20 protein-coding genes are annotated in these 24,021 nt (G+C 68.4%); 4 read left to right on the forward strand and 16 right to left on the reverse strand.

Annotation, left to right across the window (positions count from 1 at the left end; translation table 11 throughout):
- Positions 1–822: an MOSC domain-containing protein gene (locus tag DKG74_RS09415; protein ID WP_109905040.1), complete on the forward strand. Its 822-nt coding sequence runs from the start codon at positions 1–3 to the stop codon at positions 820–822.
- A gap of 10 nt (positions 823–832) precedes the next feature.
- Here DKG74_RS09415 and DKG74_RS09420 read toward each other — a convergent pair whose 3' ends face one another.
- The 3 genes from DKG74_RS09420 to DKG74_RS09430 form a co-directional block, all read right to left on the reverse strand.
- Positions 833–1,684: a mechanosensitive ion channel family protein gene (locus DKG74_RS09420; RefSeq protein WP_165837613.1), complete on the reverse strand. Its 852-nt coding sequence runs from the start codon at positions 1,682–1,684 to the stop codon at positions 833–835.
- A gap of 94 nt (positions 1,685–1,778) precedes the next feature.
- Positions 1,779–3,929 (reverse strand): catalase/peroxidase HPI, encoded by a 2,151-nt coding sequence (gene katG / locus DKG74_RS09425; protein WP_109905044.1) that lies wholly within the window; start codon positions 3,927–3,929, stop codon positions 1,779–1,781.
- A 266-nt stretch (positions 3,930–4,195) separates the two neighbouring features.
- Positions 4,196–5,719, reverse strand: coding sequence for a PAS domain S-box protein (locus tag DKG74_RS09430; RefSeq protein ID WP_109905046.1), 1,524 nt, complete (start codon positions 5,717–5,719; stop codon positions 4,196–4,198).
- Between the two features lie 160 nt (positions 5,720–5,879).
- On the opposite strand from DKG74_RS09430, the gene DKG74_RS09435 reads away from it, so the two are divergent.
- Complete coding sequence (locus DKG74_RS09435; RefSeq protein ID WP_109905048.1) at positions 5,880–7,268, forward strand: FAD/NAD(P)-binding protein; 1,389 nt, start codon at positions 5,880–5,882, stop codon at positions 7,266–7,268.
- On the opposite strand, the gene msrB is transcribed toward DKG74_RS09435, so the two are convergent.
- The 10 genes from msrB to DKG74_RS09485 all read right to left on the reverse strand — a co-directional run bounded on the left by msrB (position 7,228) and on the right by DKG74_RS09485 (position 17,925).
- Entirely contained in the window at positions 7,228–7,629 is a 402-nt protein-coding gene (gene msrB / locus DKG74_RS09440) for a peptide-methionine (R)-S-oxide reductase MsrB (protein WP_109905050.1), read from the reverse strand. The two genes, DKG74_RS09435 and msrB, sit on opposite strands and share 41 nt — an antisense overlap.
- 12 nt (positions 7,630–7,641) lie before the next feature.
- On the reverse strand, positions 7,642–9,243 hold the full coding sequence (locus DKG74_RS09445) for a 5-guanidino-2-oxopentanoate decarboxylase (protein WP_109905052.1): 1,602 nt from the start codon (positions 9,241–9,243) through the stop codon (positions 7,642–7,644).
- A gap of 161 nt (positions 9,244–9,404) precedes the next feature.
- A complete protein-coding gene (locus DKG74_RS09450) occupies positions 9,405–11,090 on the reverse strand; it encodes a flavin monoamine oxidase family protein (protein WP_243404079.1) in 1,686 nt (561 codons plus the stop codon).
- A complete protein-coding gene (locus DKG74_RS09455; protein ID WP_109905054.1) occupies positions 11,087–11,881 on the reverse strand; it encodes a carbon-nitrogen hydrolase family protein in 795 nt (264 codons plus the stop codon). Before DKG74_RS09455 ends, DKG74_RS09450 begins: the two co-directional genes overlap by 4 nt.
- A gap of 11 nt (positions 11,882–11,892) precedes the next feature.
- Positions 11,893–12,924, reverse strand: a complete 1,032-nt coding sequence (locus DKG74_RS09460) for a zinc-dependent alcohol dehydrogenase (RefSeq protein WP_243404080.1) — start codon at positions 12,922–12,924, stop codon at positions 11,893–11,895.
- Between the two features lie 2 nt (positions 12,925–12,926).
- Positions 12,927–13,982: an agmatinase gene (gene speB / locus DKG74_RS09465; RefSeq protein WP_109905056.1), complete on the reverse strand. Its 1,056-nt coding sequence runs from the start codon at positions 13,980–13,982 to the stop codon at positions 12,927–12,929.
- A 27-nt stretch (positions 13,983–14,009) separates the two neighbouring features.
- Positions 14,010–14,813, reverse strand: coding sequence for an ABC transporter permease (locus DKG74_RS09470; RefSeq protein ID WP_243404081.1), 804 nt, complete (start codon positions 14,811–14,813; stop codon positions 14,010–14,012).
- Positions 14,810–15,661 carry an ABC transporter permease gene (locus DKG74_RS09475; protein ID WP_109905060.1) on the reverse strand — a complete coding sequence of 284 codons (852 nt, stop codon included), beginning with the start codon at positions 15,659–15,661 and terminating at the stop codon, positions 14,810–14,812. Before DKG74_RS09475 ends, DKG74_RS09470 begins: the two co-directional genes overlap by 4 nt.
- Positions 15,658–16,698: an ABC transporter ATP-binding protein gene (locus DKG74_RS09480; RefSeq protein ID WP_109905062.1), complete on the reverse strand. Its 1,041-nt coding sequence runs from the start codon at positions 16,696–16,698 to the stop codon at positions 15,658–15,660. Before DKG74_RS09480 ends, DKG74_RS09475 begins: the two co-directional genes overlap by 4 nt.
- 132 nt (positions 16,699–16,830) lie before the next feature.
- Entirely contained in the window at positions 16,831–17,925 is a 1,095-nt protein-coding gene (locus DKG74_RS09485) for an ABC transporter substrate-binding protein (RefSeq protein ID WP_109905064.1), read from the reverse strand.
- 107 nt (positions 17,926–18,032) lie between these two features.
- Between DKG74_RS09485 and DKG74_RS09490 the strand changes: the two genes are divergently transcribed.
- Entirely contained in the window at positions 18,033–18,953 is a 921-nt protein-coding gene (locus DKG74_RS09490) for a LysR family transcriptional regulator (RefSeq protein WP_109905210.1), read from the forward strand.
- A 61-nt stretch (positions 18,954–19,014) separates the two neighbouring features.
- Positions 19,015–19,707, forward strand: coding sequence for a sulfite exporter TauE/SafE family protein (locus tag DKG74_RS09495; protein WP_279340867.1), 693 nt, complete (start codon positions 19,015–19,017; stop codon positions 19,705–19,707).
- Here DKG74_RS09495 and meaB read toward each other — a convergent pair.
- The 3 genes from meaB to ppdK form a co-directional block, all read right to left on the reverse strand.
- Positions 19,691–20,608: a methylmalonyl Co-A mutase-associated GTPase MeaB gene (gene meaB, locus DKG74_RS09500; protein WP_109905068.1), complete on the reverse strand. Its 918-nt coding sequence runs from the start codon at positions 20,606–20,608 to the stop codon at positions 19,691–19,693. The genes DKG74_RS09495 and meaB overlap by 17 nt on opposite strands.
- On the reverse strand, positions 20,605–21,222 hold the full coding sequence (locus DKG74_RS09505; RefSeq protein WP_109905070.1) for a 2-hydroxychromene-2-carboxylate isomerase: 618 nt from the start codon (positions 21,220–21,222) through the stop codon (positions 20,605–20,607). Before DKG74_RS09505 ends, meaB begins: the two co-directional genes overlap by 4 nt.
- Before the next feature lie 138 nt (positions 21,223–21,360).
- The gene (gene ppdK, locus DKG74_RS09510; protein ID WP_109905072.1) at positions 21,361–24,021 is read right to left on the reverse strand and encodes a pyruvate, phosphate dikinase; all 2,661 of its coding nucleotides are present in this window, start codon (positions 24,019–24,021) and stop codon (positions 21,361–21,363) included.

The following is a 24,021-nucleotide window of genomic DNA, read 5'->3' on the forward strand; positions in this document are numbered from 1 at the left end:
ATGAAGGTCGTCGGTCTCTATCACTATCCGGTCAAGAGCCTGAAGGGCACGGCGCTCAGCGAAAGCGCGGTCGATCCTCTCGGTCTCGCCGGGGACCGGCGCTGGATGGTGGTCGATGGCGATGGCGTGTTCCAGACCATCCGCCAGCATCCGGTGATGATGATGGTCGAGGTCGACAGCCGGCCGGACGGCATCCTGCTGCGCGCCGAGCGGCTGGGCGAGCTGTTCGTGCCGACGCCGGGGGCCGGGGCGCCGCGCCTGACGGTCACCGTCTGGGGTGACGAGGTCGGGGCTGCGGTCGCCATGCCGGCGGCGGGGGCGTTCCTGACCCGGCTGCTCGGAATGCCGGTCCAGCTCGTCTATCTCGACGATGTCGGGGCGCGGCCGGTCGATCCGACCTTCGGCGCGCCGGGCGACCATGCCAGTTTCGCCGACGGTTTCCCCGTACTGATCACGACCGTCGAATCCCTCGCCGCGCTCAATGCCGAAGTGCCGGCGCCGATGGACATGCGCCGCTTCCGCCCCAACCTCGTGATCGAGGGGGGCGCGCCCTGGGCCGAGGACCAGTGGCGCGTGATCCGCATCGCGGGTGTGACCTTCCGCGTGGTGAAACCCTGCAGCCGCTGCGTCATCACCACCCGCGATCCCGACACGGGCGAGCGCAGCGAGACGAACGAGCCGCTGCGCGCCCTCGGCCGGATTCACCGGGCGGCCAAGGGCGGCATCATTTTCGGCCAGAACGCGATCCCGGACGGCATTGGCGTCCTCCGCCTCGGCGATAGGGTCGAGGTGGTGGAAGCCGGGGCCTCCAACCTGCTCTGAGCCCGGGGGATCAGCGCGGCGCGGCGACCGGCAGGACCGAGCCGTCGCGCAGGGACAGCACGGTCTGCGGATAGGGGATGGTAATCCCTTCGGATGCCAGGGTCGCCTTCAGGGTCTTCTGCAGGTCCCAGGTGGTGGCCCAGAAATTCTCGCGCGTGGTCCAGGCGCGGACCAGCAGATCGACCGAGGACGCGCCCAGCGTGGCGACGACGACGACGGGTTCCGGCTCGCGCAGGATGCGCGGCTCGGCCGCGACGACCTCGCGGATGATGGCGATGGCGCGGTCGGCGTCGTCGTCATAGTCGATGCCGATGGTGATATCGAGCCGGCGGTTCGGTTCGCGGCTGAAATTGGTGATCGTGCCGCTCCATACCGTGCTGTTGGGGACCTGACGCCAGATGCCGTCGGCGCTGACGATCACCGTGGCGAAGAGGCCGATCTCCCGCACCGTGCCGCCGATGCCCGCCGCCTCGACCGCGTCACCGACCCGGAACGGGCGGAGGGCGAGCAGCATGATGCCGGCGGCGACATTCGACAGCGTGCCCTGCAGCGCGAGACCGACGGCGAGGCCGGCGGCGCCGAGCACGGCGAGCAGGCTGGCGGTCTGCACCCCGAAACGGTCGAGCACGGCGATCAGCGTCGCGATCAGGATGATGTAGCGGATCAGGGTGGCGACGACCGGGATCAGGGTGCGGTCGGCGCGGGCCGTCCGCTCCAGCGTGCGCTGAATGGCATTCGAGGCCCAGCGCGCCAGCGTCCAGCCGGCGATCACGATCAGCAGCGCGACGAGAAGATTGAGCCCCTGTCCGGCCAGCCAGGTGACGAGAACCGGCGATTCCGCCAGCAGTTTTTCGTAGTCCATCGAACGCACCTCCACGGCTGTCATCTCCATGTAGCAGCCGGGGAGGCGAGGTCAACCCCCGCGGCCGAAACCGCGGGGGCTGGAATGCCGGCGATTACGCGAAGAGATCCGCGTTCATCACCTTGGTCCAGGCGGCGACGAAATCCTTCACGAATTTCGCCTTGCTGTCGTCCTGGGCATAGACTTCGGCATAGGCCCGCAGGATCGAGTTCGAGCCGAAGACGAGGTCGACCCGCGTCGCCGTCCACTTCACCGCGCCGGTCGCCCGGTCGCGGATTTCGTAAATGCCCTTGCCGGCCGGCTTCCACGTATAGGCCATGTCGGTCAGATTCACGAAGAAGTCATTGGTCAGGGCGCCTTCGCGGGCCGTCAGCACGCCGTGCTTGCTGCCACCGTGGTTGGCGCCGAGCACCCGCATCCCGCCGACGAGGACCGTCATCTCGGGGGCGGTCAGGCCCATCAGCTGGCTGCGGTCGAGCAGCAGCTCCTCGGCGCTGACGACGTAGTCCTTCTTCAGCCAGTTGCGGAAGCCGTCGTGGATCGGCTCCAGCACTTCGAAGGAGGCGGCGTCGGTCTGCGCCTCGGTGGCATCGCCCCGGCCGGGGGTGAAGGGCACCGCGATGTCGAAGCCCGCGGCCTTCGCCGCCTGCTCGACACCGACCGCGCCGGCCAGCACGATGACATCGGCGATGCTGGCGCCGCTGGCCGCCGCGATCGGGCCGAGCACGGCGAGCACCCTGGCCAGACGGGCAGGCTCGTTGCCGGCCCAGTCCTTCTGGGGCGCGAGGCGGATGCGCGCGCCATTGGCGCCGCCCCGCTTGTCCGAGCCGCGGAAGGTCCGGGCGCTGTCCCAGGCGGTGGCGACCATCTCGGCGACGGAGAGGCCGCTGGCCGCGATCTTCGCCTTCACCGCGGCGACGTCGTAGGACGTGTTGCCCGCGGGCACCGGATCCTGCCAGATCAGATCCTCGGCCGGGACGTCCGGGCCGATGTAGCGCGCCTTCGGCCCCATGTCGCGGTGGGTCAGCTTGAACCAGGCGCGGGCGAAGACTTCCGAGAAATAGGCCGGGTCCTTCAGGAAGCGCAGCGAGATTTCCCGATAGACGGGATCGACCTTCATCGCCATGTCGGCATCGGTCATCATCGGATTATGGCGGATCGAGGGGTCCTCGACGTCGACCGGCTTGTCCTCTTCCTTGATGTCGACCGGCTCCCACTGCCAGGCGCCGGCCGGGCTCTTGCGCAGCTCCCATTCGTGGTTGAACAGCATCTCGAAGAAGCCATTGTCCCATTGCGTCGGATGGGTGGTCCAGGCGCCCTCGAGACCGCTGGTCACGGTGTAGCGACCATGGCCCGACTGGTTCGGATTGGCCCAGCCCAGGCCCTGCATCTCGACGTCGGCCGCCTCGGGCGCCGGCCCCAGCCGGGCGGCATCGCCATTGCCGTGAGTCTTGCCGACGGTGTGGCCGCCCGCGGTCAGAGCCACGGTTTCCTCGTCGTTCATCGCCATGCGGGCGAAGGTCTCGCGCACCTGGGCCGCGGTCTTCAGCGGGTCGGGCTTGCCGTTCACGCCTTCCGGGTTGACGTAGATGAGGCCCATCTGCACCGCGGCCAGCGGGTTTTCCATGCTCGCCGGATTGTCGAGGCTCTCATAGCGGCTGTCGCTCGGCGCCAGCCATTCCTTTTCCGAGCCCCAGTAGACGTCCTTTTCCGGGTGCCAGATGTCCTCGCGTCCGAAGCCGAAGCCGAAGGTCTTCAGCCCCATGGATTCATAGGCGAGGGTACCGGCATAGGCGATCAGGTCGGCCCAGCTGATCTTGTTGCCGTATTTCTTCTTGATCGGCCACAGCAGGCGGCGCGCCTTGTCCAGGCTCACGTTGTCGGGCCAGGAATTCAGTGGGGCGAATCGCTGGTTGCCGGTGCCCGCGCCGCCGCGGCCGTCGGCCGTGCGATAGGTGCCGGCGGCGTGCCAGGTCATGCGGATCATCAGCCCGCCGTAATGGCCCCAGTCCGCCGGCCACCAGGGCTGGCTGTCGGTCAGCAGGGCCTTCAGGTCCGCCTTCAGGGCGGCGACGTCGAGCGACTTCACCGCCTCGCGGTAGTCGAAACCTTCGCCCAGCGGGTTGGTCTTGGTGTCATGCTGATGCAGGATGTCGAGATTGAGGGCCTTGGGCCACCAATCCATGACCGACGTGCCGGTGGCGGTGATCCCGCCATGCATCACCGGACATTTTGCTTCGCTCATCTGTCGCTTCCCTCGATTGTGGCGGCCTCGATTCGGCGCGCCGCTGGCGGCGTCCCCGTCGGGGTCATGTTTGAGAACGGCGACCGGGTCCGTCTTTGACACCGGTCAGGGGTGAAGGTTACGCAGGGGCCGACAGTCGTGCCGGCCTTGTTTAGAACAATTCCAATGATGCGCGGATTTGGAGCGAAAGCAATCACTTCTTCTTCTCAGGGCGGTCGTTTAAGCGGATAGGCGATCCGGATAAACGATCACGGGCCATCCGGCCCTCAATCGACCGTCAGGTCGATCGCCAACTGATCCTCGACGAGGACGCGCTCTTCGGCCGTCAGGGCACCCTCGACCAGCACGAGGCAATGGTGCCGATGGGCATTCTCGACCAGCCGGCGCAGGCGCTCGGGCTCGCGCTGGGCGATGGCGGCGAGGGCCGGTGTCCAGAGCAGGCGCAGGCCGGTCGGCCGGATGTCGTCATAGGCGATGGCGCCATCCTCCAGCCCGTCGACGGCGAGGCCGACCCGGCGGCAGAAGGGGGCGATGCGCTGGGCGAGATCGGTCAGGCGCGGCCGGGCGGCATCGCGCCCGATGTCCGAAATCATCAGGATCAGGCAGCGGCGCAAGGCTTCCGGCAATGGCCGGGCGAGGGCGAGGAAGTGATCCAGCCCCTGCCGGTCATCGAGCAGGGACAGCGGCACCGGCACGACATGGACGGGCACCCGGGCGCCCGCGCCGTCGAGCGAGCGATACAGCCGGTCGACGACGAGGGCGAGGGGCAGCAGTCCGGTTTCGGGATGGGTGCGGGGAAACACGCCGGCCTGACGCAGCAGGGCAAGGCCGTTGCTGGTCGCACCATCGGTCCCGGCCAGCACGAGCCCAGACTCCTGGCCGCCCCGGCGCCGGATCGGCCTTGTTTCCAGCCGCGCCTCGCGCAGAAGGCGGGCGATGGTGGCGGCGAGGCGCTGCCGATACTGGTCGCGGCCGTCGGCGATTCGCGCCTCGAGGATGGCGGCGGGCGACGGCGTGGCCGCCACCGTCCCGGGCAGCGGATCGGCGGTGCCGAGGATGGCGATGCCCGCCGTCTCGGCATCGCCCAGCAGGTGGCGCAGGATGTCTTCGGCGATGGCCCGGGCACGGCCCGACGCTTCTTCGACGCTGGTCGTCCGGAAGGCGACGATGAAGCTGGTGTCGGCGACGCGGGCGAAGGTCTCGCCGGCGTCGAGGCGCTGTCCGATCATGGTCGCGGCCGTGGTCATCACCCGCTCCGCGACGGCCCGCCAGCGCAGGCCCAGGCGCTGTTTCACCGCATCGACCACGATCACCTCGATCTGGCCCGAAACGCCGCCCGGCGGTGGCCGATCGAGGGTGCGGCCGAGGGCGGCGAGCACCCGCCGCTCGAAATCGCTCAGGCCCGGCGGGGCGCCGGCTTCCGGCGGGTGCAGCACGACGATGCGCAGCCACTCGTCGCCTTCGCGTGCAAGGGGCAGGATCATGGCCTCGCAGCGCAGGGTCTTGCCGCCGGCGACCAGGTCGAGATTTGCGGCCCGCGGTACGGTCGCCGTTGCCTCGGCCTCGCTCCATGCGAGAAGTTCCGCGGCGGGCCGGCCGCTCATCGCCGCCGCCTCGAGTCCGGCCCGGCGGGCAAGATAGGGGTTGATCGAGGCAATGCGGCCCGCCTCGTCGATGACGACGATGCCATCGCGGACATGGCGCACGAGGGCGGACAGGGCCGCCACCTCCTGCCGGTGGCGGTCGCTGGGTTCCGCCTCGGGGGGCGGCATGGCTGGCGGCATTTCCATGACGGACCGCTCTCGTCCCGGTTTTCCTGACCAGCATGGCACCTGCGGCTTAACGGCCGGTTAGTCCCGCCCCGGCTTGACGGGGGCGCGCCTTGCAACCATCATGTTAAAAGAAAATAACTACTTTATGTATATGTTGATTAAATCCGGAGGCGCGATCATGCGGCTGGCGATCATCGGGGCGGGGTTCACGGGGACGCAGACCGCGCTCGAATTGTTGCGGCGGCTGCCCCCGGGCTCGCACATCCTGCTCCACGAGCGTTCGGGCGTGTTCGGGCCGGGTCTCGCCTATTCCACCGCCCATGCCGATCATCTTCTGAATGTGCGCGCGGCGAACATGAGCGCCTTCGAGGACGATCCGTCGCATTTCCTGCGCTGGCTCTGGGCTGGCGATCTGCCTGGCCCGGCGGTGCCGCCGTCGGGCCACGCCTTTATGCCGCGTGGGCTCTATGGCCGCTATCTGGCCGAGACATTGGCCGCGGCCGAGGCGCAGGTCGCCCCGGCGGTCACGGTCGAGCGCAGCGCCCGCCCGGTGATCGGCGTCGACGAGGCGCCGGACGGCGTGGACCTGAAATTCGCCGACGGCGACCGATGTCGCGTCGACCTCGTCGTGGTCGCCACCGGTAACAATCCGCCGCAATGGCCCTTTCCCGAGGGGTTGGCGGCGGTCGATCCCTTCCGCCTGATCGGCGATCCCTGGGACGACGGCGAATTGGGCCGCATCGGCCCCGACGACGACGTTGTCATCCTCGGCACCGGGCTGACGGCGGTCGATGTCGTCACCCTGCTCGGCCGGCGTGGCCATCGCGGCCGCATCACCGCCCTGTCGCGCCGGGGTCTGCTGCCTTCGGTTCACGAACAGACGCGGCCGTGGAAGCCCTTCCTCGTCCCCGGCGAGGATCCGCGCCCGCTCGCCTATCTGCGCCGGGTGCGGGACGAGGTGCGCAAGGCGGCATTGGAAGGCATCGGCTGGCGCAGCGTGATCGACGCCCTGCGCCCGGCGACGCAGGACCTGTGGCGCGCCCTGCCGCTGGCAGAGCGGCAGCGCTTCCTGCGCCATCTGCGGCCATGGTGGGAAGTGCATCGCCACCGCATGGCGCCCCAGGTGGCGGAGGGGATTTTCGCCCTGCGCGATGCCGGGCAATTCGCCGTGAAGGCCGGGCGCATCCGGGGCTGGGCGGCGGCGCCGGAAGGGCTCGCCATTTCCCTCGGCCCCAAGGGCGGCGGCGCGGCGGAGCGGCTGACGGCGGCTTTCGCCGTCAATTGCACCGGCGTATCGGTCGATTACCGGCGCATTTCCGCGCCTCTCGTCCGCCATTTGCTGGACCGGGGCCTCGCCCGGCCCGACAGCCTCGGCCTCGGGTTCGATGTCGACGAGAATTTCGGCCTGATCGCGGCCGATGGCACGGCCAGCCGGCGGCTGTTCGCCCTCGGCCCGCCGTGCAAAGGCGCCCTGTGGGAAATCACCGCCGTGCCCGACATCCGCAAGCAGAGCCGGGCCTTCGCCCTCAGGCTTTTTCCGGATCGAGATCGAGGGACGCCGAGTTGATGCAGAAGCGAAGCCCGGTCGGCCCCGGCCCGTCCGGAAAGACATGGCCGAGGTGGGCATCGCAGCGCGAGCACAGGACTTCGACCCGGGTCATGCCGTGGCTGTGGTCGACCTCGGTCGCGACCGCCTCGCGGCTCACCGGCGCCGAGAAACTGGGCCAGCCGCAGCCGGCGTCGAACTTCGTGTCCGACTCGAACAATTCCTGGCCGCAGCCGATGCAGCGATAGGTGCCCGGGCGCCATTCCTGATCGTAGGCGCCGGTGTGCGGCCGCTCGGTCGCCTTCTGGCGGGTGACGGCATATTGCAGCGGGGTGAGCTGCGCGCGCCATTCCGCCTCGGTCTTCTTTACCTTCTCGCTCATCGGGGGTCTCCTTCAGCCCCCGATGTCGGTATGGCCGGCGACGAGTTCAAGCACCGTCGGCACGTCGCGCGCCGTCGCCCGGGCGATCGCGGTGGCGAAATGGCCGAGGTCGGCGATCCGCTCCGCCGCGCAGCCGAAGCCGCGCGCGACGGCGACAAGGTCCGGCACCACCAGATCGACCGCGACGGGCGTGATGCCCCGCCCGGTCATGTAGTTGCGGATCTCGCCATAACCGCCATTGTTCCACAGGACGAGGATCACCGGCACCTTGGCCTCGACCGCCGCCGCCAGCTCCGCGATGGTGAAGAGCACGCCGCCGTCACCGGCGAGGACGACCACGGGCAGGTCCGGCCGGCCGAGCTTGGCGCCGATCCCCGCCGGCAGGCCGTAGCCGAGCGTGCCGTAGCCGGTCGAGGCGTTGAAGAAACGCCGCAAGTCCCGCGGGTGGAAGAACTGGTTGGCGGCATAGACCGGTTCGGCGGAATCGCCGACCACGATGGCGTCGGGCAGGGCCTTGTCGATCGCCGCCATCACCGGGATGTGACGCCTCGCGTAATCCGGCAACTGCGCCGCCATCGCCTTTCGGATCGCCTTGGCCCTGACGTCGCCGCCGATCTTGGGGATCGTGTGTTCAAGGTGAACCGCGATATCGCGCAAGGACAGTTCGGCATCGCCGAGGATCGGCAGGCTCGCCCGGGGGCCGCGCATCAATTGCTCGGGGTCGATGTCGATGCGGACCAGCTTGCCCGGAATATCCAGCTCGACCGGGCCGGGGTACATTTCCGTCTCGCCGAATTCGGTGCCGACGGCGAGGATGACATCCGCCTTGGCCAGTTCGGCGCGTAAAGGAGCCGCCGCCAGATTCTCTCCCGCCAGCAGGTCGTGATCGGGCGGCAGCAGGCCTTTCGCGTTGATCGTGGTGATCACCGGGGCCGACAGGTGCTCGGCGATCCAGCGCAAGGGCGCGGCCCCGCCGACAGCACCGCCGCCCGCGACGATCAGCGGTCGCGCGGCCCGGCCCAGGATCGCGGCGGCTTCCGCCAGCGGCTGGGGCGCGCCGGCCGGCCGGTTGGGCAGCAGATGCGGGTCGAGGTCGATGGCGGTGCCATCCATGGCGATGACGTCGACCGGGATTTCCAGATAGACCGGCCGCGGCCGCCCCCCGGCGAAGAGGGCGAAGGCCCGGGCGAGGGCTTCCGCCAGCTGGCGCGGATGGTGGATGGTCTGGGCGAAGGCGGATACCCCGGCGGCGAGGGCGCGCTGCGACGGCAATTCATGCAGCCGCCCCTCGCCGGTGCCGAGTTCCGTCGTCGCGTTGACCGAGGCGATGACCAGCAGGGGCACGGAATCGGCATAGGCCTGGCCCATGGCGGTCAGAATATTGGTCAGGCCCGGCCCGGTGATGGTGAAGCAGATGCCGGGCCGGCCGGTCGCCCGCGCATAACCGTCGGCCATGAAGCCCGCGCCCTGCTCGTGCCTTGGCGTCACATGGCGGATCGGCGAGGCGGCGAGGCCGCGATAAAGCTCGACATTATGGACGCCCGGAATGCCGAAGATCACTTCGGTGCCATAGGCTTCGAGCAGGCGGACCAGATTTTCGCCGACAGTCGGCATGATGCGGGGCACTCCTCGATATTCAGACAGATGATGGCATTCGTCGCCCCGGCGCAGGCCGGGGCCTTTCGACAGGGCGGGCGCCCTTGCCGGTGAAAGATGCCGGCCTTCGCCGGCATGACGAGAGGGGGCGCACCGCTTCCGTCATGTTGAAAGCGATCCTATTCGGGCAGGGCCACGGGCGCCAGATCGGCCCAGCGGTCCAGGGGGTCCGGGTTGCCGGGGGCGCTGCCGCCGCCGAGGTGGCGGACGACACCGGCGACGGCGTTCAGCGCCGTCGTCACCGCGCCTTCGGCCCAGCCGGCGGTCCAGGAAATATCGTCCCCGGCGAGGAACAGGCCGGCATGATCGGGGGCTTCGCGGCCTTCGGCGAAATGGCTGAACAGCAGGCGCTGATAGCGATAATGGCCGGGCAGGTTGGCCTTGAAGGCGCCCATGAAATTGGGGTCCTGTTCCCAGCTCACCGTGATCGGCCGGCCGACGATGTGACGGCGGATGTCCACCCCGGGGTAGATCTGGGCGAGGGAATGCAGCATCAGGCGCACCCGCTCGTCGACGGGCAGCGACAGCCATTTCAGGGCGTCGTCGTTCCAGGTGTAGGACAGGCAGATCACGCCCGGGCGCCCCTCGCCCTGGTCGATCAGATAGGTGCCGCGGGTCAGCCGGTCCGACAGGGTCATGCTCATCGTGTCGCGGCCGGTCGCGGGATCGACGTCCTTCCAGAACGGCCGGTCGACCATGACGAAGGTCTTCGACGCCTGCATGTAATGGGTGCGTTCCATCGCCATCCACATGGGGGCGGAAAACAGCCTCTCCTCGCAGTCGATGCGGGCCGACAGCAGCCAGACCTGGCAGGTGATGACGGCGGCGGCGAATTCCTCGGTATTGCCCCAGCGGTCGGTGATGGCGACGCCGCCGCCGATGCCGCGCGCGATCTTCGCCACTGCCGAACGGGGATTGCCGCCGTGAAGCGTGGCGAGCGAGGTGCCGGCGGGCCAATGGGCGATGTCGGCCGGTGCGTCGGCCCACAGGCGGCGCGGCAACTGCTCGATCCCGCCCGTAACGCTGCGATGATCCTCGTCCGCGTTGGTGTAGATGACGCGCAGGATCTCGAGCATCGAATTGGGAAAGTCGGTGTCCCAGCCGCCGGTGCCGAAGCCGACCTGGCCGAAGATTTCCCGGTGGCGCCAGCTCAAGGCCGAGAAGGCTTTCGAGCGGCAGATGAAGCCGTAGAAACTGTCCTCGTCGAGGCGGGCGACCTGCGGGTTCCACAGCGCCTTGATCCGCGCGATGTCGCGCGCCCGGATCGCCGCCTGCATGGCGGTGAAATCGGCGCCCTCGTCGAGGGCCGCGCGCCAGGCTTCCGCCACCTCGGCGAAGACGGGGGGCAGGTCGGCGAGGGTGCGGGCATAGTGCCGCTGGCCGCCCAGCTCGATCACGGTCGAGGGCGTCGCGGGCGACAGCGGATTGGGAAAGGGCGTGGTCTCCAGCCCCATCTTGTCGATGTAATGATAGAGCGCGCGGGACGAGGGCGGGAAACGCATGGCGCCCAGTTCGGCCAGGGTGCCGTCACCACCCGGAAAGGGTTCGGAGCGCAGGCGCCCGCCGATCCGGTCGGCTTCATAGACGACCGGATGAAGACCGAGCTTCATCAGCTCGTAGGCGGCGACGATGCCGGAAATGCCGCCGCCGACGATGGCGATGCGGGTGCCCTTCGCCGCGTCCGGCAGGCGGCCGAGGCCGGCGGGGTGCTTCAGGAAGTCGTCATAGGCGAAGGGAAAGTCCGGCCCGAACATGGTGACGGGCGCGGTCGCCCCCGCTTCCGCCGGGCGATGCGCCGCGGTCACGGCGCGGCCCGGTAAAGGCCGGGCCGGCGGTCGGCCAGATAGGGATTGGCCGCGCGCGCGGCTTCCGCGGCGGGAAAATCGACATCGCCGAGGATGATCTCCTCGCCCCGGCCGGCGCGAGCGAGGTCGACGCCGTCGGGCGCGGCGATGACCGACAGGCCGGCATAGGTCAGCTCGCCCTCGCTGCCGCAGCGATTGGCATAGACGATGAAGACCTGGTTCTCGAAGGCCCGGGTCGGCACCATCTTCTCGGGGATGAAGTCGAAGGGCAGCATCAGCGCGGTCGGCACCAGCACGAGTTCCACGCCTTGCAGGGCATAGCTCCGCACCGATTCCGGGAATTCGACGTCGTAGCAGATCAGGATGCCGGTCTTGATGCCGTCGATCTCGAACACGGGCGCGAGGCCGGCGCCGGGCGCGAAGGCGTTGCGGTCGAGGTCGCCGAACAGATGGCACTTGCGATGATTGACGAGGGCGGTGCCATCCCGGTCGAAGACCTGCGCCGAATTATAGACTTCGCCGGCCTCGCCCACCTCGGGGTAGCCATAGGCGATGGCGATGCCGTGCTTCTTCGCGATCCCGGCGATGGCGCGGGCGGAGGGGCCGTCCGCCGCCTCCGCCGCCGCCGTGGCACCGGCCCGGCCGATGTTGTAACCGCTGAGGACCATCTCGGGACAGACGAGGAGGCGGGCGCCCTGCGCCGCCACCGCCCGGGCCGCGTCGTCGATCCGGGCGAGGACGCCCGCCTTGTCGAGGGGATCGTGCGGGCCCTGATAGGTGGCGATGCGCATGGCGGTGTTCCTCAGCTCAGGGTCAGGACGAGGCGGCCTTCGACCTTGCCCTCGCGCAGGCGGTCGAGGGCGTCGTTGGCGGCCTCGAAGGGCAGGGTCTCGATCTGGCATTTGACGAGGCCGCGCAGGGCGAAGTCGACGGCTTCGGCAAGGTCGAGCCGGGTGCCGACGTTGGAGCCGCGGATCGAGCGCTCGAAATTCGCCGTCAGGCTGATCGAGACCGGGATGCGGTCGGCGTCGGTCGGCGGCAGGCCGACGAAGACGGCGGTGCCGCCCGGGCGCAGCATGTCGAGGCCGGACTCGAAGGCGCGGGGCGAGGTGGCGCAGACGACGACGGCATGAAGGCCGCCCTTCGTCGCGTCCCGCACGGCATCGACCGCGCCGGGGCCGGCCGCGACCGTCACCTCGGCGCCGAGGCTGGTGGCGAGGGCCAGTTTCTCCGCCGCGACGTCGACGGCGACCGGGCGGAAGCCCATCGCCTTGGCATATTGCACGGCGACATGGCCAAGCCCGCCAATGCCGACGATGCCGACGAATTGCCCGGGCCGCGCACCCGATCGCTTCAGGGCGCGATAGGTGGTGACCCCGGCGCAGAGAATGGGCGCGATGGCGGTAAGGTCGGCATCGTCCGGCAGGGCGATGACGAAATCGGCCCTGGCGACGACATGGCTGGCATAGCCGCCGTCGCGGGTATAACCCGTCGCCTCGCCCAGGGCGCAGATGGTCTCCATGCCGTTCAGGCAGGCCTCGCAGCGCCCGCAGGCCCCGCCCATCCAGGCGACGCCGACCGCCTGGCCGACCGAGAGATGGCTGACGCCCGTGCCCAGCTTCGCCACCCGTCCGGTCACTTCGTGGCCGGGGACGAGGGGGATCGAGGGCAGCGGGTTCCAGTCGCCATCGGCGGCATGGACGTCGGAATGGCAGACGCCGCAGGCCGCGACCTCGATCAGAATTTCGCCGGGGCCGGGCTGCGGCATTTCCCGGCACTCGAAGGACAGGGGGGCTTTCAGGCTGCGGATCAGGGCCGCGTTGGGTTTCGTCACGATCAGGCTCGCTTGTTCTTCAGGTTGATGACCTGCAGGCACAGGATCTCGAACATGATCTGGGCGCCGAGCTGGGCGGTATTGGTGGTGGCGTCGTATTGCGGCGCGATCTCGACCACGTCGCCGCCGACGACGTTGATGCCGGCGATACCGCGCAGGATCGCCATCACCTCGCGGCTGGTCATGCCGCCGATCTCGGGCGTGCCGGTGCCCGGCGCGAACACGGGATCGAGGCAGTCGACGTCGAGCGAGATATAGGTCGGGCCGCCGCCGGTGACCTTCTTCACCGTCTCGATGATGGCGTCGGTGCCGATCTTCGAGACCTCTTCGGCGTGGATCACGGTCATGCCGCTGTCGTAGGAGAAGTCCCACAGATATTCGGCGGCGCCGCGGATGCCGATCTGCACCGTGCGCTCGGGGTCGAGATGGCCGGCCAGAACCGCCTCGCGGAACGGGCCGCCATGCTGGAACTTGCTGCCTTCATAGGGACCGGAGGTGTCGCAATGGGCATCGAAATGCACCATGCCCACCGGCCCGTGCTTCGAGGCGATACCGGCCAGGATCGACTGGGAAATCGAATGATCGCCGCCGACCGACAGCGGGATGATCCCGGCGCCGCACAGTTTGGTGAAGAACTGCACGATGTCCTGATGGCAGGATTCGAGGCTGAAGCGGCTGCGGAAGGGCACGTCGCCGATATCGGCCACCTTGGCCTCGGCGAGGGGCACGACCTTCAGGACATGTTCGTAAGGCCCGACGCGCTCGACCGTGCGGACGGCGCGCGGCCCGAAGCGGGAGCCGGCGCGATTGGTGACGCCGAGGTCCATCGGCACGCCGACGAGAGCGATGTCGATGCCGCCGAAATCGGGCAGGTCGGCGGCATCGGGCTTGTATTCCGCGTCGAGGAAGGTGGAGACGCCGGCGAAGGGCATCATGCGCCGCCCGCCCGCCGAGAACTGGACTTCGGCGACGCGCTTGAACTCGTCGCTGAACATCACCTCGCCGCCGGCATTGCCGTATTTGGCGCGCAGGGCGTCGAGCTTCTTGGCATCGAACATGGCAGGTCTCTCCTCAGATAAACGCGGTTACTCGTCCCTGGGCGACCAGGCGCCCATGAGCCGGGGAAGGTCGCCGAAGCGCGCGATCAGGCCGAAGACGGCGGCCGCAACGGCGACGAAGAGAATGCTGACCGCCGCCATGGTCGGTGTGTAGCCATAGCGCAGGGCGTTGAAGATCTTGATCGGCAGGGTCTCGACGGTGAAGCCGACGACCATGTAGGCGACGATATATTCGTTCAGCGACAGCACGAAGGCAAAGGCGAGGCCGGAGACGATGTAAGGCCGGATCAGCGGGAAGACGATGGTGCGCAGCACGGTCTTCTCGTCCGCGCCCATGGTCGCGGCGGCCTCGACCAGGGCGCCGTCGATCGCATCGAACCCGAGGGTCAGGGTGACGAGGGGCAGGGTGACGAAGAAGATGCCGTGGCTGATCACCACGGTCCAGGGCTCGCCATAAAGGCCGAGTTCCGACCAAAAGGCGAGGAAGCCGAGGGCGGTGATCACCGGCGGCAGGATGAAGGGCGCAAGGCCCAGCACCTGCACGATCCGCGCGAAGGGCGCGTGCCAGCGCCACAGGAACCAGGCGATGGGCAGGGCGATCAGCACCGCGAGCACCGAGGCGGAAGCCGCGACACCGACACTGGCGAGGAGAGCCGAGAACCATTCGGGATTGGCGAAGATCTCGCCGAACCACGACAGCGAGAAACCCTCGGGCGGGAAGGTCAGCGACTTCTTCTCGTTGACCGCGACCCCGGCGACGACCGCCAACGGCGCGGCGAGGAAGAGCCCGAAACAGGCGAAGACGAGGCGGCTCGGCCAGGTGCCCATCATGCTTTCTCCCGCTGGCCGAAGAGGAGGGACAGGCCGACGAGGCCGAGGCTGACGAGGACGAGGAACACCGCCATGGCCGAGGCGAAGGGCATGTTCGACTGGTAGATCGCCTGATCGGTGATCAGCACCGACAGGGTCCATTGCTGCGGCCGGCCAAGGAGCTGCGGCAGCAGGTAGGAGCCGAGGGCGAAGACGAAGACCATGATGATCGTCGCCAGGATCGTGTTGCGCAGCGACGGCACAATCACGTTGAAGAAGGCCCGGAAGGGCGAGGCGCCCAGCGTGCGCGCCGCCTCGACCAGCGTCGGGTCGAGCCGCGAGAGCGCGGGATAGAGCACGAGGACCGTATAGGGAAAGGCCTGATAGACCATGCCCGCCAGCACGGCGCCGAAGGAGGGATAGAGCGAGACCGCCTGATCCATGAGGCCGAGGGCGACGAAAAGATTGGTGATGCCCGCCGTCTTCGAGAACAGGGTCGACCAGGCAAAGCCGATGATCACTTCCGACAAGGAGAGCACGGAGAGGAGGAAGACGAGCCAGATCACCTGCACCTGCCGGCGCTGCCGCACGAGCAGCCAGGTGAAGGGAAAGGCCAGCAGCACGGCGACCACGGCGACCAGCGACGACAGGCCGAGCGAGAAGCCGAGCACGCCGCCGAAGAAGGCGGTGAGGAAGCGTTCGTAATTGGCGAATTCGAAGGCCGGCTCGTAAAAGCCGCCCTGCACCCGGTGATAGAAGGAAATCGCGATCATGATGCCGAAGGGCACCACGAAGAAGGCCAGCAACATGCCCGCGGGAAAGGCGATGGGGGCGTAATCCGCCAGGCGGCGCGGGCTGGGCTTGCTCATTTCGCCAGCACCACGCAGGCTTCGGCCGGGAACTCCACCGATACCGTCGCCCCGGCGGCGACGGCGGGCCGGTGCTTGGGCGCGGTCACCGCGACGATCTCCTGGCCCGCGACCTCGGCCCGCACCTCGACCGAGGCGCCGAGATCGCGGATGAAGGTGACGGTACCGGGCAGGCGGTTGGCGCCCTCGCCAGACTCGTGGATCTTCACGTCTTCCGGGCGGATCGACAGCACGAGGTCGGCCGGGATGTTGGCGTCGGAAACATCAAGCGTGCCACCGCCGACGGCGATGCGCCCGGCCCCCGCCGCCGTGCCGGGCAGCAGGTTGGTCATGCCGATGAAATCGGCGACGAAGGCATTGGCCGGCCGGCGATAGACCTCGACCGGCGGCGCCGCCTGCAGGATGCGCCCCTCGGACATGACGACGACGAGGTCGGCCATGGTCATGGCCTCGCGCTGGTCGTGGGTGACGACGATGGTGGTGATGCCCAGCTGTTGCTGCAGCTGCTTCAATTCGATCTGCATCGCCTCGCGCAGCTTGGCGTCGAGGGCGGACAGCGGTTCGTCGAGCAGGAACAGGCGGGGTGACAGGGCCAGCGCCCGGGCGATGGCGATGCGCTGGCGCTGCCCGCCCGAGAGTTTGGACACCGGCCGGTCGGCGACGCCGGGCAGGCGGACGAGGCTCAGCAGCCGCTCCGCCGCCGCGCGCTGGTCCTCTTTCGACTTGCCGCGGATGCGCAAGGGATAGGCGATATTCTCGCCCACCGTCAGATGCGGAAACAGGGCGAGGGACTGGAAGACCATGCCGAAGTCGCGCTGGTGCGCCGGGGTTTCGGTGATGTCGGCATCGTCGATCAGGATGCGCCCGCCGCTCGGCGCGTCGAGCCCGGCGATCATGCGCAGCAGGGTGGTCTTGCCGCAGCCCGACGGGCCGAGCAGGCAGACGAACTGGCCGTGCGGGATGCGCAGGGCGGCGTCATGGACGGCGGTGAAGGCGCCGTAACGCTTGACGAGATGATCGAGAACGAGGCCGGACATGCGAAGTCCTTCAGGGTCGGGATCGCCGCGCCAGGCGCCACGGGAAGAAAAAGGGAGCGGAGGGGGCGAAGATACGCATCATCCCCCTCCGCCCCCGCCCGGCAGGGCCGGGCAGGGCTGGGTCGGCGGACATCAGCCGACGATCAGTTCGGTCCACTTCTGGCTCAGCCAGTCGGCCTTTTCCTGATAGAGGTCGTAACGCGGCACGATCGGCGCGATCTCCGACGAGACGGCGGCGAATTCCTCGGGGGTGAGGTCGGTCAGCTTGGCGTCGATGGTGGGCGAGGTGCCGACTTTCCGCGACAGCAGGGCCTGGATGGACGGCTGGCACATGTATTCGATGAAGACCTGGGCGAGATCGACCGCCTTCGAGGCCTTGGAGACCGCCCAGCTGCCGGAATCGTTGATGCCGCCTTCCTTGGGGAAGGTCGAGCGCACCGGGTGACCGTCGGCGGCGGCAAGGCCGGTGACGTCGTGGTAATATTGGCCCATCGGAATTTCGCCCGACTTCAGCGCCTGCTCGAACTGGGCCTCGTCGCGGTACCACAGTTTCACGTTGGGCTTCAGCTCGGCGATCTTTTCCATCGCCTTCAGGATGCCCTCCTCGGTATCCAGCATCTTGGTGCCGCCGAAGAAGGTGGTCGCCGTCACCTCGAGCAGGAAGCTGTTGGAGACGAGGGCCAGGAGGCCGAGCTGGTCCTTGTGCTTCGCATCCCACAGTTCGGCCCAGCTGGTCGGCGCCTCGGGGAAGACCTTGGTGTTGGAGACGAGGGTGATGTACCACGACACCGCGCCGACGCCGCACAGGCGGCCGTCCGGATAGCGGTTCTGCAGGTGGCTGTGGACATTCTTCGCGCCCGGGATCTTCGCTTCGTCGAGCGGGGCCCAGAGTTCGACCGACTGGCCCTTCAGCATCGAGGTCTGGGAGATCATCGAGACGTCGGCCGGGGCCTGTTTCGCCCGCGCGGCCTGTTCGAGCTGGACGAGCCAGGCTTCACCCGTCGGCTCGGCCACGGATTCGATGGCGATGCCGCTCGCCTTGGTGAATTCCGTGAAGATGTGCTTGTCGAAGGATTCCTTGAAGTAGCCGCCATAGACGCCGACCTTCAGGGTCTTGTCGGCGGCGCGCAGGATGCTCGGAAAGCCGATGGTGGAGGCGGCGAGGGCGGCGGCGCCCCCGGCCAGCACGGCGCGGCGGCTCGGCTTCGCGGGGCTGTTCTTGTGCATGGTTCGATCTCCCGGGACGGCGTCCTGCGATCAGAACAACAGCGACGCCCTTGTGGAAAAATGACGAAGAGTCGAAACTCACTTCGATCATCATCGAAGTTTCGGCAATGGCACTGGATACGACCGACCTCAGATTGTTGCGCGTCTTCGTGACGATCGTCGAGTCCGGCGGTTTCGCCGCGGCCCAGGCCAAGCTGAACCTGTCCCTGTCGACCATTTCCAGTCACATGACAGGGCTGGAGCTGCGGCTCGGTGTCACCCTGTGCCGGCGCGGGCGGGGCGGCTTTTCCCTCACCGCCGAAGGCCAGGCGGTCTATGCCGAGGTGAAGCGCCTGCTCGGCACCATGGATCACTTCGATGCGCGGATGCGATCGCTGCGCGACAAGCTGCACGGCACTTTGTCCATCGGCCTTGTCGACAATACGATCAGCGACCCCCGGGCGCCGCTCGAAAGGGTCTTCGCCCGTTTCGTCGCGGCGGCGCCCGAAGTCCGGCTGAACATCACCAGCGGCGCGCCCGACGATCTGCTGCGCGAAGTCGTCACCGGCACGCTGCATGTCGCCATCGCGTCCTTCCCGCGCATGGTCCTCGGCCTTGCCTACGAAGACCTCTATGCCGAGGCGCAGCGCTTCTATTGCGGCAAGGATCATCCGCTGTTCGGCATTCCCGACGCGGACATCGACGTCGACATGGTGCGCCGGCACCGTATCGTCGGGCGCGACTATTGGGGCGGGCGCGACCTGAAGATTTTCGCCATATCCGGCGCCCATGCCACCGTCTCGGACATGGAGGCGGAGGCGCGGCTGATCCTGTCGGGCGGCTTCCTCGGCTATCTGCCGGAACATTACGCCGCCGCCTTCGTCGCGGCCGGACGCCTGCGCTCGATAAGGCCCGACCTGTTCAGCCGCGAACAGCTGTTCCAGATCGCCCATGATCCCAATAGGGCGGAAAACGCGGCGCTTGATCTGATGCGGCGGATCGTGCTCGAAGAACTGGGACCGCGGGCGGCGCCAAAAAGGACGAGTTGAAATCGACATTCTGGATTTTGGCGGGCTCGACGCCCCGGGCTTCGCCTTCTTCGGCGTCACCATCGTCGCCGCGGCGGTGCTGCGTGCCTTTTCCGGCTTTGGCTTCGCCCTTGCCGCCATGCCGCTGCTCGTCCTCGTGATCGAGCCGGCGCGGGCGGTCGTGCTCTGCGCCCTGCTGTCGCTGACCGCGGGGGTGAAGAACCTGCGGCCCTCGCTGCGGCAGGCCGACCGGGGCCTGCTGAAGCCCTTGCTGATCGGCAGCCTGATCGGCACGCCGCTCGGTGTCCTGGTGCTGGACTGGCTGCCGGGCGATGTCATGCGCCTGCTGATCGGCCTTGGCGTGCTCGGCTCCGCCATCCTGTTGTGGCGGACGGGGGTGATGAGCGGGGCGGGACGGGGCCTTGCCCTGCCGGTCGGATTCTCGGCCGGTTTCATGGGCGGGGCGCTGGCGATCCCGGGGCCGCCCATCGTCGTCTATCTGCTGGGGACGGAGCCTGACGCGCGTAAAGCCCGCGGCACGCTGATGGCCTTTTTCAACGTCTCGGCCTTCATCTCGATCGCCGGCTATTGCGTGACCGGCAAGATCGACGAAATCTCGCCGGTACAGTTCGGCCTCGCCTTGCCCTGCCTGCTGTTCGGCGACTGGCTGGGGGTATGGCTGTTCGAGCGTTACGGCGCCGCGCACCACCGGCGGATTTCGCTGCTCGTCCTCGCCCTGATCGGGGTGACCGCGACTCTCAACGCCCTGCGCTGAGCCTGTCGATGATGCCGGCGGCCCGCCCGAAGGGGGAGCCTTCGCTTGCCGCGATCAGGCCGGCAGCGGCGGCGAGGCCGCGCTTGCCGAATTCTTCCCGCACGCTTTCCGTCAGCCAGGCGGCGCCCTGTTCGGCGCGCTGGGCCTTGCCGGCGCCGGTTTCGGTCAGGTGGCGGAAATGGTCGGCGAGGGCATTCATCAGCCCGTCGACGCCATTGCCCGTGCTCGACGACAGCAGGATGACCGGCACCTTCCAGCCCGTCACATCCTCCGCCAGCGACAGGGCGCCGACGAGGTCGGCCCGCGCTCGCGTCGCCGGGGCGCCGAGGTCGGCCTTGGTGACGACGGCGACATGGGGAATCTCGACGATGCCGGCCTTCATGAATTGCAGCGAATCGCCGGACGCCGGCTGGACGCAGAAGACGACCGTATCGGCGACCTGGGTCACGTCGGTTTCCGACTGGCCGACGCCGACGGTCTCGATCAGCACCCGGTCATAGGCCGCGCGCATCAGCACCATCGCCGGGAAGGTGAGGGCGGCGAGGCCGCCCAACCGGTCGCGCGCCGCCATGGAGCGGACGAAGATGCCCTGATCCTCGGCATCGACGATCAGCCGGGTGCGGTCGCCCAGCAGGGCGCCGCCGGTCCGCCGCGACGACGGGTCGACCGCGATCACGCCGACCGTCAGCCCCTCGCGCCGCCAGCGGTTGATGAGGGCGGAGGTCAGGGTGGATTTGCCCACCCCCGGCGGCCCGGTCAGGCCGATGACATGGGCGCGGGGGTCATTCCAGGCGGCGTCGAGCAGGGCGATGGTGGCGGCGCCATGCGGGTCGCGCTCGATCCTTGCGAGGGCTTTCGCCATGGCGCCCTTGCCGCCGTTCCGCAACTCGTCGAGGGTCATGCGCGCGTCGCCAGATGATGTTTCAGGAGGGGGATGCGGTCGTTGCCCCAGATCACCTTGCCGTCGACGAGGAAGGTCGGCACGCCGAAGGCGCCCTTGGCCACCGCCTCGTCCTGGATCGCCTGCGCGGCCGTCCTGGTGCCGGCGTCGTCGATCAGGGTGGCGAAGGCGATGGGGTCGAGGCCGGCGCCGCGCGCGACCGCGACGATATCCGCCTGGGTGATCTCGCCCGCCCGGTCGGTCACGAAGATTTCCCGCTGCAGGGCCGGCACGAAGCCCTGAAGGGCGCCCATCACGTCGGCGGCGACGCAGCCGAGGTTCAGCAGCGCGGCATCGTATTTCAAGCGGCCATGCGGCTCGCGGAAGGGAATGCCGTAGAGCGCGGCCCAGGCTTCCGCGTCCTGCCGGCGCCATTTGAAATCATACTGCATGGCCGGCGGCGCCCCGTCGAAGGGGGTGGAGCCGCCGCCCCGCGCCTGACGCACCAGGGCGATGGTGGTCACCGGCCGCCAGCGGAAGCGGACGCCGAATTCCGCCTCGAGTTTCGGCAACTGGCTGACCGCCAGATAGGAATAGCGGCTGGAGGCACCGAAGACGAAGTCGATCGTGGTCATGGTCGCGCTCTCCCGTCGGGACGCCGAGGTTCCCTCCTCACCCTGCCCTCTCCTCCCAGGAGGAGAGGGTTTCGTCTCCCTCTCCGCCCTTCAGGGGGGAGAGGGCCGGGGTGAGGTGGGGATCCCGCTCTCTCAGCCTTACTTGTGCAGCGCCGCCTGCGCCGCGGCAAGGCGGGCGATCGGCACGCGATAGGGCGAGCAGGAGACATAGTCGAGCCCGACCTTCTCACAGAAGGCGATGGAGGCGGGGTCGCCGCCATGCTCGCCGCAGATGCCGAGCTTCAGCTTCTCGCGGGTCTTGCGGCCGCGCTCCGCCGCGATGCGCACCAGTTCGCCCACGCCATCCTCGTCGATCGAGACGAAGGGGTCCTTCTGGAAGATGCCGGCGCGCAGGTAGTCGTCCAGGAAATGGGCGGCGTCGTCGCGCGAGATGCCGAAGGTGGTCTGGGTCAGGTCGTTGGTGCCGAAGGAGAAGAATTCCGCCGTCTCGGCGATCTCCCCGCCGCGCAGCGCCGCGCGCGGCAGCTCGATCATGGTGCCGATCAGATAGGGAATGTCCTTGCCCTTCTCGGCCGCGACCGCCTTGGCGACGATGGCGATCCTGTCCTTCAGGATGTCCAGTTCGGCCTTGGTCGCGACCAGCGGGATCATGATCTCCGGCGTGACCGTCGATCCGGCCTTCTCGCCCACCTCGATGGCCGCCTCGAAGATCGCGCGGGCCTGCATCTCGTAGATTTCGGGATAGGTGATGCCGAGACGGCAGCCGCGATGGCCCAGCATCGGGTTGGCCTCGGCGAGGTCGTGGGCCCGCGTCTTGATCACGCTGACCGGCACGCCGGCGGCGGCGGCGACCTCGGCCAGTTCGGCCTCGGTGTGGGGCAGGAATTCATGCAGCGGCGGATCGAGCAGGCGGATGGTGACCGGCAGGCCGGCCATGATCTCGAACAGCTTCACGAAGTCGCCGCGCTGCACCGGCAGCAGCTTGGCGAGGGCCGCCTCGCGCCCCGCCTTCTCGGCCGAGAGGATCATCTCGCGGACGGCAAGGATGCGGTCCGCCTCGAAGAACATATGCTCGGTCCGGCACAGGCCGATGCCTTCGGCGCCGAAGCGGCGCGCAGTCTCGGCGTCGAGCGGGGTCTCGGCGTTGGTGCGCACCTTGAGGCGGCGGACCGAGTCGGCCCAGCCCATCAGGGTCGAGAAATCGCCCGACAACTCGGGCTGCACCGTCGGCACTTCGCCCAGCATCACTTCGCCGGTCGCGCCGTCGATGGTGATGACGTCGCCGCGTTTCAGCACCTTGCCCATGACGGTCATGGTCTGGGCATTGGCGTCGATCTTCAGGGCGCCCGCGCCCGAGACGCAAGGCCGGCCCATGCCGCGCGCGACCACGGCGGCGTGGGAGGTCATGCCCCCGCGCGAGGTCAGGATGCCCTGCGCCGCGTGCATCCCGTGGATGTCTTCCGGCGAGGTTTCGGCGCGCACCAGGATGACCTTGCGGCCCGAAGCCGCCAGTTTCTCGGTATCGTCCGCCGTGAAGCTGATGATGCCCGAGGCGGCGCCGGGCGAGGCCGGCAGGCCGCGCGTCAGGATCTCGCGCGGGGCCTTGGGGTCGAGGGTCGGGTGCAGCAGCTGGTCCAGCATCTGCGGGTCGACGCGCAGGATCGCCGTCTCGCGGTCGATCAGGCCTTCCCCGGCCAGCTCCACCGCGATCTTCAGCGCGGCCTTGGCGGTGCGCTTGCCCGAGCGGGTCTGCAGCATCCACAGCTTGCCGCGCTGGACGGTGAATTCGATGTCCTGCATGTCGCGGTAATGCCGCTCCAGCGTGTGGAACACCTCGACCAGCTGGGTGAAGACTTCCGGCAGGCTTTCTTCCATCGAGGGCTTGGTATCGCCCGCGGCGACCCGGGCCGCCTTCGACAGATATTGCGGGGTGCGGATGCCGGCGACGACGTCTTCCCCTTGCGCGTTGATCAGATATTCGCCGTAGATCTCGGCGGTGCCGGTCGAGGGGTTGCGGGTGAAGGCGACGCCGGTGGCCGAGGTCTCGCCCATGTTGCCGAAGACCATGGCCTGGACGTTGACCGCCGTGCCCCAGCTTTCGGGAATGTCGTTCAGGCGGCGATAGGTCTCGGCCCGGGCATTGCGCCACGAGCCGAAGACGGCGCCGATGGCGCCCCACAGCTGCTCGTTCACGTCGACGGGGAAGGGTTGGCCCAGTTCCGCCGCGACCTTGGCCTTGTATTCGACGATCAGCGCCTTGAGGTCGGCGGTGGTCAGTTCGGTGTCGAGGGTGTAACCCTTCTCTTCCTTGTGGATTTCGAGGATTTCCTCGAAATGATGATGGCCGACGTCGAGCACGACATCGGAATACATCTGGATGAAGCGGCGATAGCTGTCATAGGCGAAACGCTCGTCGCCCGCCTGCCGGGCGAGGCCGGCCACCGTCTCGTCGTTGAGGCCGAGGTTGAGGACCGTGTCCATCATGCCCGGCATCGAGGCGCGCGCGCCCGAGCGGACCGAGACCAGCAGCGGATTGTCCTTGTCGCCGAAGATCGCGCCGACCTTGGCGCCGACATCGGCGACCGCCGCGCGGACATCGCCGGTCAGCGTGTCGGGGTAGGTTTTGCCGTGGTCGTAATAATAGGTGCAGACTTCCGTCGTGATGGTGAAGCCCGGCGGCACCGGCAGCCCCAGATGGGACATTTCGGCGAGGTTCGCGCCCTTGCCGCCCAGAAGGTTCTTCATGTCGGCGCGGCCGTCGGCCTTGCCGTCACCGAAGGTATACACCCACTTGGTCAT

Source organism: Zavarzinia aquatilis, from assembly GCF_003173035.1.
In the GTDB taxonomy this organism is placed as follows: Bacteria; Pseudomonadota; Alphaproteobacteria; order Zavarziniales; family Zavarziniaceae; genus Zavarzinia; species Zavarzinia aquatilis.

Coding starts and splice junctions, on each gene's coding strand:
- DKG74_RS09420 (WP_165837613.1), bottom strand. CDS start 1,684: ATGGACTACGAAAAACTGCTGGCGGAATCGCCGGTTCTCGTCACCTGG.
- DKG74_RS09415 (WP_109905040.1), top strand. CDS start 1: ATGAAGGTCGTCGGTCTCTATCACTATCCGGTCAAGAGCCTGAAGGGC.
- DKG74_RS09475 (WP_109905060.1), bottom strand. CDS start 15,661: ATGAGCAAGCCCAGCCCGCGCCGCCTGGCGGATTACGCCCCCATCGCC.
- DKG74_RS09480 (WP_109905062.1), bottom strand. CDS start 16,698: ATGTCCGGCCTCGTTCTCGATCATCTCGTCAAGCGTTACGGCGCCTTC.
- DKG74_RS09430 (WP_109905046.1), bottom strand. CDS start 5,719: ATGGAAATGCCGCCAGCCATGCCGCCCCCCGAGGCGGAACCCAGCGAC.
- DKG74_RS09455 (WP_109905054.1), bottom strand. CDS start 11,881: ATGCGCATCGCCACCTATCAGGGCCCGCACGATCCCCTCGACAAGGCG.
- katG (WP_109905044.1), bottom strand. CDS start 3,929: ATGAGCGAAGCAAAATGTCCGGTGATGCATGGCGGGATCACCGCCACC.
- DKG74_RS09505 (WP_109905070.1), bottom strand. CDS start 21,222: ATGACCACGATCGACTTCGTCTTCGGTGCCTCCAGCCGCTATTCCTAT.
- DKG74_RS09490 (WP_109905210.1), top strand. CDS start 18,033: ATGGCACTGGATACGACCGACCTCAGATTGTTGCGCGTCTTCGTGACG.
- DKG74_RS09470 (WP_243404081.1), bottom strand. CDS start 14,813: ATGATGGGCACCTGGCCGAGCCGCCTCGTCTTCGCCTGTTTCGGGCTC.
- msrB (WP_109905050.1), bottom strand. CDS start 7,629: ATGAGCGAGAAGGTAAAGAAGACCGAGGCGGAATGGCGCGCGCAGCTC.
- meaB (WP_109905068.1), bottom strand. CDS start 20,608: ATGACCCTCGACGAGTTGCGGAACGGCGGCAAGGGCGCCATGGCGAAA.
- DKG74_RS09445 (WP_109905052.1), bottom strand. CDS start 9,243: ATGCCGACTGTCGGCGAAAATCTGGTCCGCCTGCTCGAAGCCTATGGC.
- speB (WP_109905056.1), bottom strand. CDS start 13,982: ATGTTCGATGCCAAGAAGCTCGACGCCCTGCGCGCCAAATACGGCAAT.
- ppdK (WP_109905072.1), bottom strand. CDS start 24,021: ATGACCAAGTGGGTGTATACCTTCGGTGACGGCAAGGCCGACGGCCGC.
- DKG74_RS09485 (WP_109905064.1), bottom strand. CDS start 17,925: ATGCACAAGAACAGCCCCGCGAAGCCGAGCCGCCGCGCCGTGCTGGCC.
- DKG74_RS09435 (WP_109905048.1), top strand. CDS start 5,880: ATGCGGCTGGCGATCATCGGGGCGGGGTTCACGGGGACGCAGACCGCG.